Origin of the sequence: Oscillatoria sp. HE19RPO (assembly GCF_024220515.1) — a bacterium.
In the GTDB taxonomy this organism is placed as follows: domain Bacteria; phylum Cyanobacteriota; class Cyanobacteriia; order Cyanobacteriales; family Laspinemataceae; genus Laspinema.
In genome coordinates this window covers 1-16458 of the sequence record NZ_JAMXOT010000157.1, presented here as the reverse complement: position 1 = coordinate 16458, position 16458 = coordinate 1, and the positions used below count along the sequence as shown (strand labels likewise).

The following is a 16458-nucleotide window of genomic DNA, read 5'->3' as shown; positions in this document are numbered from 1 at the left end:
CCAGGCGCGATTCCCTACGGGATAGCTCCGCTTACCGCGCGTCACTAAAGAAAGAGGTTGGCACCCGGCTCCATACAGGCGCGATCGCCTCTCATGAGTGCGTGGAGTGGCGATCTCCCAAGAAGAACCCCACCCTAACCCGGACCAAGACACAGGGGAGGGAACCAGAGGTGCAGTTCACCGTAAAAACCCTACCGTTGTAAGCCCCCCTGGCCCCCCTCTCCTCAGAGGCGAGGGGGGGATAAGAGTTGTCATAACTGTGGTTTCCAGATGGGTAAGGCGATGGTAAAAATAGTACCTTCTCCGGGTTTCGATCGCAGGGTAATCCGTCCCTCCATACCTTCGATTAGACTTTTGGCGATCGCCAACCCCAACCCCGTCCCATCTCGCGATCGGGTCATGGACTCATCTACCCGATAAAACCGTTCAAAAATCCGGTTTTGGTGTTGGAGGGGAATGCCAATGCCGCGATCGCAGACATGAATCATCGTATAGTCTTCATTCTTTTCTAACCGTAAATCTACCGGCTGTTCTGGACCGGAATACTTAATCGCATTATCCACCAAATTAATCAAAACCTGTTGCAGGCGATCGCAATCGGCACAGGCAACCACCTCCTCCTCTGTGGTCACCAGGGTAACTTGACGATTGCTGACTTTCTGGCTCATTAAAGCCACTTCTGCCACCAAGGTATTCAAAATTACCGGATTGAGTCGAAAGTGCAAATTCCCACTATCTGCTCGCGCTAAATCCAGTAAATCCTGTAACATCCGAATGGTCCGTTCGGTTTCTGCACTGGCGGTTTCTAATGCCTGTTGTTGATAAGGACTTAAATTGGTACTGCGGCGCAACAAACTTTGGAGATACCCCATCACTACGGTTAAGGGCGTGCGTAATTCGTGAGAAACATTCCCCACAAATTGCCGTTGTTGTTCCCAGGAACTGGATAAGCGAAACAACATTTCATTGAAGGATTGAGCTAATCCTAAAATCTCATCGGGAGCCTGTTGAAGTTGGAGTTTGGCCCCGCTTAAATCATCGGCAGAAACGGCACTTGCTACTCGGCTCATCTGCTCTAAAGGCTGTAGGGCATTCCGAATTCGGCCTTGCATGGAGAGGGCTAACATTAAAATTGTGAAAATACTCACGATAATTAATTGGCTTCTCCCCTCGATTAATTTTCGATGCTCCTGGGTGATATCTTGAGAGAAATAGACCCGACCGACGGGCATCCCACCAATGGTTAGAGGGCTGCCGCATAACACCCAGTAGCGATCGCCAAAATTAATCACTTGAGGTTTGGCGGGCATTTCTACGATTGAAGCCAGATAGGAGAGTTCCGTGGGGGGAATTCTCATCTGAGGAGACTGGGCGATCGGCTGACCTTCAGGACTGTTGACCCAGACGAATAATTTCGGGGTGGAAACTTTAGCGATGGTTTGTTCTAATCCAGTTTTAACTGAAGTATTTTCACTATAAAACGCCACTTGGTCGGGAAAGTGCAGGGAAATATAATTCAATGTTTGTTTATTGGCGGCAATCAGGTGTTGTTCCATGTGCCAACTGGCCCAAAATGCCACACTTCCTAGCCCTAAAATTGAGATGCCGACTAATTCTAGGGTGAGGCGAAACTGCAAGGAGGCGGTGGAAATTTGCTGCCCGGTTAGAGTGTTGATAGCCGCTCGAATCAGGCGGGAAGGGTTCATGAGAGACTGCGGGGTTATGGAAAAGAGTGAAGGCTTAAAAGTTTTTAGCTGTGCCTTGAATCGGGTCAAATTCAAAGCGTTGATTGTAGTCGGTTTCACCATATAAATTAAAACTAATCGTGGGGGAATTGCCGATGGCTTCAATGTGATGAATGGCATCGGGCATTAGGCAGAGGATATCTCCGGGAACGAGTAGCCGATCGCCGACGGGTTGGATGCGATCGGGGCTCTCGACGGTGGGCGATCGCTGCCAAAAGGTGTTTTTCTCAGTGCCACTCAGCAACGCCACCAGTCCCCAACAACCGTGATTATGGATGGGGGATTTCATCCCCGGGGACCAAGCGACAAGCTGCACGGTGAGGGGAAATAAGGGTTCATCATATAACATTAAGACTTCCCAGCCGGTTTGGGGGTCCGGTTCAATCGGCAGGATTTCTAGCCAACTGGCATGATTGAGCAATTTACGAACCAGGGGCGAAATTGCTGCTAGTCGGAGGCGATCGTCTGGGATGTTTTCTAAGATATCTTCGAGTTCGGTCAAAAACCGATACAGGCGATAGGGACGGTTTAACGCTTCCGGGGAACTGGATATTTCAGAACCCTTACCCTGTGGCTCATTTGTGACTAACCAGCTTTGTTTTTGCATAGCAAATTCCCCTGATGTTGAATCCCGGAACGGAGCTAGGGGTTTCTATCCAACCCATCCGGTTTGTGTTTACTGTATTAGAATGGGCTTCCCTTGAGATGAGTCGGTCCTAATAATTAGATTAATTTTTGCTGAAGACTCTGGGAAACTGAGTTCGTATTAGGGGGCTGATTCCCATACTCTCAGCCCTGTTTTCAGGTTTTAACTAGGCTTCAGGTGTTCCTCATCTGGTACTCATTTGGTTGGAATTGAATGGGGCTAATCTTAACCGGACTTAAGCACCGTAACCCAGAAACTGGGTCAATCATTTCCTGATTGCGGTCAGAAAACCATAAGTTTTCTCACCCTCCCGGTTTTTTGGCGGAAGTGTTACTTAAAAAAGGCAACATTCAGGCTTGAGTTTGTTTGACTGATTCCCATTAATTGAGGCCACCTGAAATGAAACTTCAATATTTGTCTACCTTGGCATTAGCGTCAATTTTGAGCCTAGGAATGGCGGCGGGTTGTTCTAACCCCTGTGCAGCGAAAACACCCCCCACGGGCAATCCGGCGATCAAAGCTACAACCGATCCTTGTGCAGGAAAAGCCAATCCCTGTGCCGCAAAAGCCGATCCTTGTGCAGGGAAAGCCAATCCTTGTGCTGCTAAATCCCGTTCTGTGGGAGGACCGCTTGCTGCGGAATTACAAGGAAAACCTGTGCTGGTTGATGTGTTTGCCGAATGGTGTTCTGCCTGTAAAAATATTGCGCCGACTTTGGCTGAATTAGAGAAAGACTATGAAGGTCAGGTGCATTTTGTGGTTTTAGATATGACGAATAATGCAACGGTTGCTGAGGCGGAAGCGAAAGCTGAACAGTTAGGACTCAGCCAATTTTTAGCGGAAACTAGAGCCCAAACTGGAACGCTGACAATTATTGATCCGGCTACGGGGACTATTTTGGAACAGCATCGGAATAATCCGGATAAATCTGCGTACACAACGGTCCTGGATTCAGCCCTGGCTCAAAATTAAATTTTTGGAGAAAATAGGCGGTTTGATTCTCTTTTATTGGGAGTTTTTAGGGATTTTAGGGCAATCCAAAAATTAAACTATCCTGATATAGCGAGTCGTGGGTACTGTTTGTGTTCCAGAAAGCTTGCGCCGGATCTTAGTGCAAGGGAACACAGATTTGACAGGTTCTTGCACAGGAGAAAGAGCGATCGCAATCCTTCACGACAAAGCTTTCTGGGTTGGAACCCTTGTCCAATTCATTGAGGGTGGCTAGATCTGGAAATTTTCAGCGTTGCATTACCAGGACTATACCCGAGGCCCTGGGGCCTCGGGTATAGTCTTGGAAAGACAAACTGGGTTGCTTGAGAAAAGCGATCGCAATTCGTAGCCACTCTCAGGGGTAAAACCCGGTTTTTTGTCCTTGGGATTGACTCGGGTACTGGCGGCTTCGGCTTGATATTTCAGCGGATTTATGCTATTTAACAACAGAGACAGAGTTCAAGGACCCGATTTGGACAGAAAGAACTCAGAGTCATTCCCTTGAATTTCAGGTGCATCAAGGGGCAGTGCCTGCCCAAAGTCAAGGGTCCAAATTGGTTGGTTTAATTGATTAAGAGGAAGAATCAAGTATTCCTTTTTGCATCAATATCTGAAAAATAGCTTTGATTTTATCAAAAAAATGGTAAAATTAATAGATTTTTCAAATCCAGAAAATTCTGCGAGTATGAAGTGGAGCGATCCAGCGGAAGGAGTTAGCTATAAATTGATCCTATCAAATCCCCGATTAAACTCGGAAGAAAGCTCAGTTCTGAAGCCCGATCAATCGCCAGAAAGAAACGAGGGGAACCCATTGAAGCTAAGGGAAAAATCGTCCGATTTGGTTGTTGACGAATGGAGAGAATGAAGATAATTCCCCATCTATAGCTAGAGGGGAAAACCAGAGGAGGTATATCTAAAGACTGATTTAGGGGCGATCGCCTACCCAACATCCCCCAGATGTTGCTACTTTAAAAATAAAGATTAATCTGCGATTCAGACTATCGTAGAGAATCCCATTAAATCCCTAGAGTCAAAACAAAACCAATATCCCGGGGAACTGAACATCCCACTTTAGACACCTAGGCCGGAATGGGAACCCCTAGGGATTCCCCAAACCAAAACATCTTGTCAAAAAAAAATTGAGCTGATTGCAACGAAGGGTTATATTTACTATGGTTAGCCAAACTCCTGAAGCAGATTTTCAAGTTTCATTGAATCACGATCGAGCAGTGGTGCATCTACCGCCGCGCTTAAGCGTCATTGAGGCGGTATTTTTTAAACAAACCTGTCATGAACTCTGTGAAGGGACCCCACCGCCGGAACGGATTATTCTGGATTTTAGTAAAACTACGTTTATAGACAGTAGTGGAGTAGGGGCTTTAGTCCGAGTGCTGAAGACGACTCAGACCGCCTCTATTGATTTAAGTTTGCGGAACGTCCAATCCCAAGTGATGTCGGTCCTGTCCCTAACTGCCTTGGACCAAGCGTTGACCTTTGAGGGCAATTCGGGATCGATGACGGGGACCAATGAGGAATTCGCCTCAAAACCCAACTGGAAAGGGGACAAGAATGCAGAACTGCCCACAACCCATCCCTCGGTACGGTCCCCGGTGAAGCGATTGATTGATATTATCGGTGCATTGGTGGGGCTAGGAATTACGGGAGTTGCGTTTATTCCCCTGGCGATCGCCATCAAGATGGATAGTCCCGGACCGATTTTCTTTAGTCAAATCCGCTGTGGTTGGATGGGAAAAAGATTTCAGATTTGGAAATTCCGCTCGATGTGCGAAAATGCAGAAGCGCTCAAGTCCCAAGTGGAAAATCAAGTCGAAGGCCCGCTTTTTAAAAGTGAACGAGACTCCCGGGTGACCGGTATCGGTCAGTTTATGCGTCGAACGAGTTTAGACGAGTTGCCGCAGTTTTGGAACGTCCTGAAAGGAGAAATGAGTCTCGTGGGAACGCGGCCTCCCCTACCGGATGAGGTCGATCACTATGAAGTCCCGGAATGGCAACGCCTAGATGTTAAACCGGGGATGACGGGAGAATGGCAAGTGCATGGGCGATCGTCCATTCGGACCTTTGAGGATGTGATTCGCTTAGATCTCGAATACCAAAAAAAATGGAGCCTGCTTTATGACCTAAAACTGATTTTAAAAACCATCGGGGTCGTGTTTAACAAAAATAGTGGTGCTTACTAGGTCGTTAAAGGGAGTTGTAGGATAAAGAAAGAAGGAATATATTGACGTCTGGGCCTTCTACTTTCATACCGATCATTCTGGCGATGGCCAGAAGTGATAAACCTTTGATCCCACTTTCACCCCTTGGGTATGGGAGCCACCGCCCAGACGTAAACATTCTTCATCATATAGAAGATGGTGTTACAAAATTTCGGCAGCTGGTGGAAGGGACTCGCTTCCCAGCTAGGAAAACGACAGGCCAAAGAGGAGCGACCGTTGAAGCGATCGCATCTGCAAGTCAACAGCGATCTCTATGCCTTAGCACAAGTGTTGCAATGGTTAGAAGATGAAATCTACTCCCTACTTCCACGCGATCGCTGGTGGCAGTATCAAACTGCCTTAGCAGAAGGCTTCACCAATGCAGTGCGTCACGCTCACCATGACTTGCCGCCTACAACTGAGATCGAAATTGAAGTCACCGTTTTTCCAAGCTATGTGGAGATCAAAATCTGGGATTACGGCCCTCCCTTCGATTTAGAAGCCAAGCTCCAGTCCCGCTATGAAAACCCGAATGGCAATCCATTGGATGAAGGAGGCCGAGGCTTAATCTTCATGCATCAATTAACCAATGAACTGCTGTACGTCCGAATCGGAGACAATCGCAACTGTCTGATCATGCGAAAAAATTTCCGTTGATGAGGAAACTGAGTTCCCCCTCCCATCTGCTATTCTCTTCCCTCAAGACAGGCGTTCGGAACCTCCTGCGAACTTTAGCCGCCGATCGCATTACCCCCATGATTGTACCCGGACCCGATGATCAGTCCAAAAGCCTCGAAACTCTAAGCCGGTATCAAACTCTCGATGCCGCCACTCAAACGGCTTTACAGGAACTCACGGACCTGATTCCCCAGATTTTTCAGATGCCGATCGCCGCGATCGCCACCGGCATCCCTGGTAACTGTGCCGTGAAATCCCAAATTGGGGCCACCCCGGATGAACTCGACCTCGCCTGTGCCTGGTCGGTTTATCCCCTCCAACAAAGACGGCTGGTGGTTCTCAACCCCCTGAACAAACCTGGAGAATTACCCCAAGACAAGGGCCCAGATGCTCCCCAAGCCCCCTTGTGCTTCTACGCCGGTGTTCCCCTGATCTCTTCCGAGGGTTACCCCATCGGCACCTTGTGCATCATGGATCGCGTGCCGCAACACCTGAGCGCAACCCAAAAGCAAACCCTGCAAATTCTGGCAACTCAAGCAGTCGCCACCCTTGAACGCCACCGCATCCAACCTCCTGCACCGCATCAACCCCACCTCCTAGATTGTCTCAACCACACTCATGACGCCATCCAAACCCTGCGTCTGAGTGACCAACGGCTGCTTTACGTCAACCCCGTTTGGCTCAAAACCTTCGGCTATTCTCAGGAAGAAATCTCTTCTATGTATTGGTGGGACATTCTCGACCCCGCCTCATTTGACAACGCCTCGACTATCCTCGAAAAACTCCGCCTCGGGGAATCCCTCACCGGAGTCAGCCTAATTTTACTCACCAAAACCGGCGATCGCGTCTGGGTGGAAGCCAACTTCTCCTCCGGGTGGGAACGCAATCAACCGGACTATGCGATCGCCCTGTTCCGCAACGTCACCGGGGAACAACAAGCAAGGCTCAAATACGAACAACTCTTTGAAAATACCGCCCTGGGACTCTTTCAACTCACCCTAGAGGGCCATTACTGCCAAATCAACTCCGCCCTCGCCAAGATGTATGGCTATGAGTCCCCCACCCAATTCCTCTCGCGGGTGGAACATCCCCGCCAACTCTACCTCCAACCCGAGGAATGGGAAGAATGCCTGCATCTGTTAGCCACCCAGGGTCACCTGGTTCATGAGGTGGAAGTCAACCGCTTCGATGGGTCCTCCATCTGGATTTCAGAAAATATCCGACCCTTAATCGATATTAAAGGTCGCACCATTGGCTATGAAGGGTTTGTCCAAGATGTCACCCCCAACAAACAAGCGGAAGCCACAGTCCAACTGGCTAGGGATCAACTCCAAGCGGTCTTGGATGCAGTTCCCGGCACCGTTTCTCTAATTAGCGCCGATTTTCACTATTTAGGGGTCAATCGTCATTTAGCCGCCACTTACAACTTACCCCTAGCGCAATTTATCGGGCGCGAAGTTGGGTTTCGGCAATCAGTTTTCGGACAATTTGTCCGGGATTTCTTTGCCACCCAATCCCGGGAAGCCTCGATTGAAATTGATTCCGAGGTCAATGGGGCCTTCCGCAGCGATTTGGTGATTGCCAAGAAGTGGCTGGAGGACCAAGCAGCGGTGTTTGTGGGGATTGATATTACGGAACGCAAACGGGCGGAAGCGGCCCTGAAAGCGGAACTGGCGGAGGCGGCAGAATATGTGCGATCGCTCCTCCCCCTCCCCTTGAGCGAACCTGTCTGCATCGATTCGCGCTTTATTCCCTCTCAACAGTTAGGGGGGGATTGTTTTGATTATTATTGGCTCGATGATGATAATTTAGCCATTTATCTGCTCGATGTCTCGGGACATGGGTCTCGCGCGGCCCTGCTCTCGGTGTCGGTTTTAAATTTATTGCGCGCGCGTTTTCTTCCCGGTACTGACTTTTATCAACCCTATCAGGTGCTGACGGCCCTCAATCATGCGATTAAGATGGAGCGTCAGCGGAATATGTATTTTACGATCTGGTATGGGGTCTATAATCGGGTGCAGCGCCAGCTTGTGTATTCCTGTGCCGGACATCCCCCAGCGATTTTGCTCTCCCAAGACTCAAAAGTGCAAAAGCTAAGAACGGAAACCTCGGTGCCGATCGGGATGTTTCCCAATATTAAATATGAAAATGCGTCCTGCCAAATTGAGGCAGAGAGTTCGCTTTATATTTTTAGCGATGGGATTTATGAAATAAACGAACCGGATGGGTCGATGTGGAGTCTCGATAACTTTATCGATTTACTCGCGCAATGTCGGCAAGGTAATTCGTTTAATCTGGACCAAGTTTTAGGGTTAGTTCGCCAAGTTTCTCAGGAAGATACGTTTCATGATGATGTCTCTTTGTTGCAAGTGAAGTTTGATTTTTAGCCCCTGAGGGCTGGCAATCCCCATCCGCAAGGGAGCCACCTCCAGTCCCCTCTTGATTGAATCCCCTTGTTTATAAAAAACTTGAGAGACTCTTTTGATGTTAGGACGGAAGAGAGCGGCGATCGCCTTGCTCCGTTAACTGGGGTTCTTGGCTCAATCCGGTTTAGAAAGGACGTGTTTTTCAAATTCCTCTCGGTTCGGAAAGACTTTCATGATTTTATCCAATCCGGCAAGTTCTAATAGCATTTTGACTTGCGTATTGATGGAACACAAAAATAGCTTCCCTCCGGCAGCTTGAACGGTTTTAATCGCAGCAACAATTGCTCCTAAACCGGAACTGTCCATGAAACTGACATCTTGAAAATCAATGAGTACAATTTCAGCTCCTTCAGCCAGATAATTGCTAATTTCTCGCTCAAATTGACCCACCTTAGTCCGATCTAAAAGGCCAACGGGTTGGACCACTTTAACCACTGGACTCATCCTTAATTAACCCCTACTTGATTTGACAGGTGCCACGGGCTAGGCTGGAGTTTTTAATCAAACGACTGGCCTAGAGACGATGGTCTGGTGACATTGACATGATTTTTATCTTACACGGAGTGGGTGTGATTGCAGTCTAACTCATCCGGGATTTCCCCTCACGGCTTGTTTACCAACCCAATGGAATAGATGAGACTAGGGTCTATAATAGACGGAATTGTTCACTCCGGATTGAGGAATAGGGAAGGGGTCGATCTGGCCCGCGATCGCCTTGAGGAGACTCAGACCCTCAAAACCCCCTAAAATTTAAAGTCTCAAATCCAATAGGCGATAATCCATGACTGCGAATATCCTTGTGGTTGAAGATGAAGTCAAACTCGCTCAATTTATCGAACTAGAACTCAAATATGAAGGCTACCAGGCGATTGTGGTTCGGGATGGAATTGCGGGATTGACAGCAATCCAGGAGTCCAGTCCCGATCTGGTCCTCCTGGATGCCATGCTGCCTGGACTCTCAGGGTTGGAAGTCTGCCGTCGGTTGCGAACCCGTGGCAATATGGTCCCGGTGATTGTATTAACGGCGCGGGATGAAGTGAGCGATCGCGCCGCTGGATTGGATGCCGGTGCTGATGATTACCTGGTGAAACCCTTTAGTTCCGAGGACTTGATTTCCCGCGTGAAGGCCCATCTGCGAAGTCCCACCGAAGTGGATCCGGATTTGTTACCCTTTGCTGACTTAAGTTTGAACCGACGCACCCGGGAAGTCCGGCGAGGCGATCGCACCATTGAACTGACGGCGAAAGAGTTTGATTTGCTGGAATATCTGATTTCCCATCCCCGACAAGTGGTCAAACGTGAACAAATCCTCGAAAACGTCTGGGGTTACGATTTTATGGGGGATTCCAACATTATTGAGGTTTACATTCGTTACCTCCGTCTCAAGTTAGAAGCCCAGGGGGAAAAACGGCTAATTCAGACGGTGCGTGGAGTGGGTTACGTTCTGCGGGATTAAATTCTACCCCAGTTTCTGGAGAGGATGAACGAACTCAACCCAGGTGCAACGATTCAGTTGCACTTTTTTAGTCCAATTTTTATCCCGGGGGATCAGCTAGAACCGAATCAACGGGCGATCGCGAATCATTCCCGATTCCCGGTGCATTGTTCCGATGTTTTTCCTCCCTCAATTTTAAAAATCATGTTTTTCATCTCTTTACCTCTTCTTTACCGAAGGTTTCCACAAGTTTAACTCAAAAAAACTGCGAAAAAAGATAATTTATATTACAATTTTATAGACTGTAAAACCATTTGAAAAAATTGCCTAAATTATTCAAGCGAAATCTCCTTTTTTCTGAGTAAATTAATTCAGCAAAACCTCGCGTTTAAAATCAAACCCTAAACCCATAGAAATTGAGCCTTTTTTTCCAAAAAAGACCCTTAAAACAGGACCCGATATGATCCAGATATTCCTTGGTAAATTTGCGGCCAAATGGTCCGCCCTCGCACTTTTGAGTGTCTTGACCCTCACCGCTTGTCGAGGGGCCGGAACCGCTATTCAGCCTCGGGGCTCACGGGGTGAACTGAATAACTTGAGTATCGATGGTTCTAGCACCGTTTTTCCGATATCTGAAGCAATGGCAGAAGAACTTATGAAAACCCACCCAGGGGTGAGAGTTACTATCGGTATTTCCGGGTCTGGCGGGGGATTCAAGAAGTTTTGTCAGGGAGAAACCGATATTTCCAATGCCTCTCGGGCGATCGACATGACTGAACGAAAATTGTGCGAACAAAATGGCATTGAATACATTGAAATTCCCATTGCCCTGGATGGGATTTCAGTTGTAGTCAATCCGGCCAATGACTTTGTTCAATGTCTGACGGTAGAAGAACTGAAGCGAATTTGGGAACCCGCTGCTGAAGGAAAAGTTGTTAACTGGAATCAAGTCCGTTCAAGTTTTCCCAATCGCCCCCTCCGATTGTTTGGTCCAGGCACAGATTCAGGCACTCACGACTATTTTACCGCTGCTTTAGTGGGGAAAGAACAACAAAGTAGAGGCGATTATACCGCCAGTGAAGATGATAATATCATCGTGCAAGGAGTCGCTGCCGATGCTGATAGTCTCGGCTTTTTTGGCTATGCTTACTATCAGGAAAATAAAAATAAGTTAAAATTAGTAGAAATTGATTCCGGTAAAGGTTGTATTGCACCCAGTCCTAACACGATTGCCGATCGCAGCTATCAACCTCTTTCTCGTCCGGAATTTATCTACATCAACAAATCCGAAGCCGATCGCCCGGATGTGAAATCCTTTGTGGAATTTCATCTGAATCCAGAACATCAATATTTAATCTCAGAAGTGGGGTATGTTCCCCTTCCTGAATCGGTGATGACGATGGTGAGAAACCGCTATCAACAGGGGAAGGTTGGGTCAGTTTTTAAGTCCGGTTCAACCCTCGATATCAATCTGCATGATGCCCTGAATCTGGAAAATTAAAGAAAATTCAGCTAAAATTAACTCCAATCTATAGGGGGTCAACCCCGTGGGATGTCCTCAACGGTCTGGCGATCGCATCTTAATCCGATAATGTATCAGGTATCTTATGGAGTTTCATTCCTTACCGCCGCGACTCCCAGAAGGAGAGTCTTGGCAACGAAATCTACACAGACTCACTGGGATAGAACGGGTTTTACATATCATTCTCGCGATGATAGCGGGGATAACGATTTCGATTTCTGTGGCGATCGCAGCGGTATTTCTCTATGAAACGGTGCTATTTTTTCAAACGGTTCCCTTGTGGAATTTTTTGAGTGATCCTCAGTGGACTCCGTTATTTCCAACTCAAAATTTTGGCATTTTTGTTCTCGCCAGCGCCACCCTCCTGGTGACGGGAATTGCCAGTTTGTTTGCGATGCCCATCGGGTTGTTAATTGCGATTTATTTAGCAGAATATGCCAGCGATCGCCTGCGATTGACGGTTAAACCCCTTTTGGAAGCCTTGTCGGGAATTCCCACGGTGGTTTATGGCTATTTTGCCCTGTTAGTGGTCACTCCAATTTTGCAGCAGTTGATTCCGGGACTGGCGAGATTTAATGCGTTAAGTGCAGGTTTGGTGACTGGAGTGGCGATCGTTCCGATTATTTCTTCCCTGAGTGAAGATGCGATTAAAACTGTACCCCATTCCCTCAGAGAAGCCGGTTATACCTTGGGGTTAACCAAGCAAGAAGTGTTAACTAAAATTGTCTTGCCGATGGCTTTTCCCGGGATTATCGCCTCATTTATGTTAGCGGCTTCTCGGGCTTTGGGCGAAACCATGATTTCGGCGATCGCCGCCGGTCAAAATCCTCAATTGACCCTCAATCCCCTGGTTCCGGTTGCTACAATGACCGCCTTTATTATTCAGGTGAGTTTGGGAACCGTTGCCTTTAATTCCTTAGCCTTTAAAACGATTTTCACCGTGGGGATGGTGTTATTTTTGATTACCTTGGGATTGAATAGCTTTGGGTATTGGCTGGTTCGTCGCCATCAAACGGCCATGAATCAGGCGATCGTCCCGACTGTATCTTCCGATGAATCGTCTATTTTTTATCCTCTCTACGATGAAGAGTTTCCTCTAAGTAACCCTAGATTTGGAGTGGGACAAACCCGTTCAAGTGCTGAGTTTAAAACCCCTTTAGTTCGGCGTCAGGTGTGGGACCGCTGTTTTAGTTGGGTGAGTGCAGCCGCCATCCCCATTGCCCTCGGTATTCTGGCCCTCTTACTCTTCGATGCTTCTCGGCGTGGTTTGCCTCATTTAACTTGGCAATTTATCACCAGTTTTCCCTCTCGTAACCCCCAAGAAGCCGGAATTTATCCCGCCCTCATGGGGAGTTTATGGCTATTAGGATTAACCGGATTATTTGCCTTACCCATTGGCATTGGAACAGCAATTTACTTAGAAGAATATTGCGCCAATACTGCCTTAAATCGGTTTTTAGAAATTAATATTGCTAATCTCGCTGCCGTCCCCTCGATTCTGTATGGATTATTAGGGCTAGAATTATTTGTACGTCTCCTCGCCCCGGTAACAGGAGGACCGAGTTTACTCTCTGCCGCCCTCACCTTAACCGTGATTATTTTACCCATGTTTATTGTCACCACTCGGTCCGCTTTACGGGGGATTCCCGACGGTTTACACCAAGCAGGTTATGCTATGGGTATGACTCGTGCCCAGGTGTTGTGGCATATCGTGTTACCGGCAGCGTTTCCCGCCACCTTAACCGGCGCACTTTTAGCCTTAGCCCGGGCGATCGGTGAAACCGCCCCGTTAATTGCCGTGGGCGCATTATCCTTTGTCTCCTTTGCACCCCCGTTATCCTGGGAGGGAGTCTATAGCCGATTTACCGCCTTACCCTTTCAAATTTTCAACTGGATTTTACGACCCCAAGCCGCCTTTCATGACAATGCTGCTGCCGCTATTTTAGTCTTAGTCGGTATTTTATTAATCCTCAATATTTGCGGTGTTTTGATTCGAGAAAAGTGCAAAAACTAATCCAATTCCTCATTTTCCTAAATTCTAGTTAAACCCTCATGAATAGAAACTCGGAATATCCCTATCCCAATCCATTGCCCATTTTAGAAACTTCCGACTTGTCAGTATTTTTTGACAAGACCCAAATTTTGGGCAGTATTAACCTCACCATTTATGCTCATAAAATTACCGCGATTATCGGCCCTTCTGGCTGTGGAAAAACAACCTTAATTCGCTGCTTTAATCGCCTCAACGAACTCTCCAATCACTTTAAAAGAATCGGCCAGATTTACATGGGCGATCGCGAAATTTCCCAGGTGAACCCCGTAGAAATTCGCAGGCAAGTCGGGATGGTGTTTCAAAAGCCCAATCCCTTCCCCAAATCAATCTACGACAACATCGCCCTCGGCTTGCGAATTAACGGTTATCAAGGGGATATTGATGAATGTGTTGAGTATTCTCTCCGGCAAGTTTTCCTCTGGGATGAAGTCAAAAATAACCTCTATCGCAGTGCCTTAACCTTATCCGGAGGGCAACAACAACGCTTGTGTATTGCCAGAACCTTAGCCCTGAAACCGGATATCATTTTGATGGATGAACCCTGTTCTGCCCTTGACCCAATTTCCACCGCCCGGATTGACGAATTGCTGTATGAACTGAAGCATGATTACACCATTGTTCTGGTTACCCATAATATGCAGCAAGCCTCCCGCATCTCCGATTTAACTGCTTTTTTTAATATTAAAACCACGGAAACCGGGGAAAAAATTGGCTATTTATCGGAATACGATAAAACCGAAGTGATTTTCCATCATCCCCAACAGCAGGCAACTCAGGAATATGTCAGTCGCCGGTTTTAGTGGGGGTACCCGTAAAGTAGGGGTTAGAAACCGGGTTTCTTGACAAAATTGAGGACAATGGGCAGAAAATTAGGAGAGAAACCCGGTTTCTGGTCCTTGGTCCTTTATTCAGGGCGACTTACCCCCTAAAACCGGACTCCCCCCAAATTTTCTGTGCCTAGGATACATTCATGCTAGACTAGAAAGGTTTTTCATATTGTAATTTGAGCTATGTTTTGGGCTGACAAAATTGCGGAAAGTGCACAAGGCGAACAAATCGTTAATGATTCAAAAACCCCTTCGGGTCGAGTTCATGTGGGGTCCTTGCGGGGTGTGATTATCCATGATGTCATTTATCGCGCCTTGAAACACGCCGGTAAGCCCGTAAAATTTATGTATGGCGTGGATGATTATGACGCCCTTGATACCGTTCCCGGCTATCTCGATCGCGAAAAATTTGCCCCCTATTTGGGTTACCCCTTGTGTAACGTCCCCTCCCCTGATGACAAGGCGACAGATTACGCCAAATATTTCATGGGGGAATTCCTAGAAGTCTTTGATTACCTAGGGGTTAAACCGGAAATTTATTACCTGCGAGACTTGTATCGAACTGGACAACTCAACCCCTACATCGATACCTTCTTGCAAAATTCCCATCTAGTTCGGGAAGCCTATAAAGAAGTTAGTAAAGCCGATCGCCCGAGTAACTGGTATCCCTTCCAAGTCATCTGCGAAAACTGCGGAAAAATTGCCACCACTGTTGTCACCGACTACAACGGCAAAGAAGTCTTTTACACCTGCGAACCCAACGCCACCAATTATGTCAACGGATGCGGACATTCCGGCTGGGTTTCCCCCTTTGATGGCAACGGTAAACTCCCCTGGAAAGTCGAATGGGTTGCCAAATGGCAACTGGTAGGGGTTACCATCGAACTCGCTGGAAAAGACCATTCTCAAAAAGGCGGTTCTCGCGATGTCGCTAACGCAATTTGTCGAAAAGTCCTCCAAAAACAACCCCCATTCCATTCTCCTTACGAGTTTATTTTAGTCAATGGAACCAAAATGAGTTCCTCCAAAGGAGTCGGTTCAGCAGCGAAAGAAATCGCCGAATTGTTGCCACCGGAACTGCTGCGCTTTTTAATGCTACGAACCCAACCCAAAACGGTGATTAATTTCGCCCCAAATTACGAAACCACCACCCGATTGTTCCGGGATTACGACAGCTTAATCGAGAAATATCAAGGGGTTACCTCAGAAAGTGGCGAAGACCCCAAACAGGATAAAGAACTCCAACCCCTGTTTTATTCCCAACTCAATGAGGAAGTCAAAACCTATCAACCCTTTGATTTCAGTACCTTAATTTCCCTGCTGCAAGTGCCTCATTTGGATATCAAAGAAGAAATCCAAAAACGCTGCGAACAACCGTTAACCGATGCGGATTGGGAAGTGCTTCATCAGCGGATTGAGTCCGCCCAAAAGTGGCTGGATGATTATGCCGATGAAGAAGAGAAACTGGTGCTTTATTTTGATGCAATTCCCGAACAAGTCCAAGAGTTAACTGAGGAACAGGTGACTTATTTGGGTGAGTTAGCCAAGAATTTAGAAGCGGCAGAGAGTTGGGATGGGGAAACCTTACAAACGATTATCTTCTCGACGAGTAAAAGTTTGGAGATGAAACCGGGGAATGCGTTTCCGGCGGTTTATTTGACCTTCATGGGTAAATCCCGAGGTCCAAAAGCGGGGAATTTACTCTCGTATTTAGATAAGACGTTTGTGTTAGAAAGAATTCGCGGGACCGTTGCGCTGAAACAAGGGGCAGCAGTGTAGAAGTCGTTTCTTAAGTTCGTAGTAACGACTTCAGTCGTTTCTTAAGTTCGTAGTAACGACTTCAGTCGTTTCTTAAGTTCGTAGTAACGACTTCAGTCGTTTCTTAAGTTCGTAGTAACGACTTCAGTCGTTTCTTAAGTT

At 47.3% G+C, this 16458-nt stretch carries 13 protein-coding genes; 10 read left to right on the top strand and 3 right to left on the bottom strand.

The features are described from left to right. Positions 1-251: 251 nt before the first annotated feature. Both NG833_RS14900 and NG833_RS14895 read right to left on the bottom strand, forming a co-directional pair. On the bottom strand, positions 252-1706 hold the full coding sequence (locus tag NG833_RS14900) for a cell wall metabolism sensor histidine kinase WalK (RefSeq protein WP_254566071.1): 1455 nt from the start codon (positions 1704-1706) through the stop codon (positions 252-254). A gap of 34 nt (positions 1707-1740) precedes the next feature. After that, on the bottom strand, positions 1741-2352 hold the full coding sequence (locus NG833_RS14895) for a cupin (protein WP_254566070.1): 612 nt from the start codon (positions 2350-2352) through the stop codon (positions 1741-1743). A 438-nt stretch (positions 2353-2790) separates the two neighbouring features. On the opposite strand from NG833_RS14895, the gene NG833_RS14890 reads away from it, so the two are divergent. The 4 genes from NG833_RS14890 (at position 2791) to NG833_RS14875 (ending at position 8662) form a co-directional block, all read left to right on the top strand. Then, positions 2791-3363 carry a thioredoxin domain-containing protein gene (locus NG833_RS14890; RefSeq protein ID WP_254566069.1) on the top strand — a complete coding sequence of 191 codons (573 nt, stop codon included), beginning with the start codon at positions 2791-2793 and terminating at the stop codon, positions 3361-3363. 1190 nt (positions 3364-4553) lie between these two features. Then, a complete protein-coding gene (locus NG833_RS14885; protein WP_254566068.1) occupies positions 4554-5579 on the top strand; it encodes a sugar transferase in 1026 nt (341 codons plus the stop codon). Between the two features lie 174 nt (positions 5580-5753). Continuing rightward, the gene (locus tag NG833_RS14880; protein ID WP_254566067.1) at positions 5754-6254 is read left to right on the top strand and encodes an ATP-binding protein; all 501 of its coding nucleotides are present in this window, start codon (positions 5754-5756) and stop codon (positions 6252-6254) included. Beyond that, positions 6254-8662 (top strand): SpoIIE family protein phosphatase, encoded by a 2409-nt coding sequence (locus tag NG833_RS14875; protein ID WP_254566066.1) that lies wholly within the window; start codon positions 6254-6256, stop codon positions 8660-8662. The genes NG833_RS14880 and NG833_RS14875 overlap by 1 nt, the downstream gene beginning before the upstream one ends. Positions 8663-8815: 153 nt before the next feature. On the opposite strand, the gene NG833_RS14870 is transcribed toward NG833_RS14875, so the two are convergent. Next, positions 8816-9145, bottom strand: a complete 330-nt coding sequence (locus NG833_RS14870; RefSeq protein ID WP_207089392.1) for an STAS domain-containing protein — start codon at positions 9143-9145, stop codon at positions 8816-8818. A 337-nt stretch (positions 9146-9482) separates the two neighbouring features. On the opposite strand from NG833_RS14870, the gene NG833_RS14865 reads away from it, so the two are divergent. The 6 genes from NG833_RS14865 to lysS all read left to right on the top strand — a co-directional run bounded on the left by NG833_RS14865 (position 9483) and on the right by lysS (position 16317). Further along, positions 9483-10157: a response regulator transcription factor gene (locus NG833_RS14865; protein ID WP_254566065.1), complete on the top strand. Its 675-nt coding sequence runs from the start codon at positions 9483-9485 to the stop codon at positions 10155-10157. A 24-nt stretch (positions 10158-10181) separates the two neighbouring features. Beyond that, complete coding sequence (locus NG833_RS14860) at positions 10182-10391, top strand: hypothetical protein (RefSeq protein ID WP_254566064.1); 210 nt, start codon at positions 10182-10184, stop codon at positions 10389-10391. 205 nt (positions 10392-10596) lie between these two features. Continuing rightward, on the top strand, positions 10597-11637 hold the full coding sequence (locus NG833_RS14855) for a PstS family phosphate ABC transporter substrate-binding protein (RefSeq protein ID WP_254566063.1): 1041 nt from the start codon (positions 10597-10599) through the stop codon (positions 11635-11637). 106 nt (positions 11638-11743) lie between these two features. After that, a complete protein-coding gene (gene pstA, locus NG833_RS14850; RefSeq protein ID WP_254566062.1) occupies positions 11744-13672 on the top strand; it encodes a phosphate ABC transporter permease PstA in 1929 nt (642 codons plus the stop codon). A 38-nt stretch (positions 13673-13710) separates the two neighbouring features. Further along, entirely contained in the window at positions 13711-14511 is an 801-nt protein-coding gene (locus tag NG833_RS14845) for a phosphate ABC transporter ATP-binding protein (protein ID WP_254566061.1), read from the top strand. 210 nt (positions 14512-14721) lie between these two features. Further along, complete coding sequence (lysS, locus tag NG833_RS14840; protein WP_254566060.1) at positions 14722-16317, top strand: lysine--tRNA ligase; 1596 nt, start codon at positions 14722-14724, stop codon at positions 16315-16317. Positions 16318-16458: the final 141 nt, after the last annotated feature.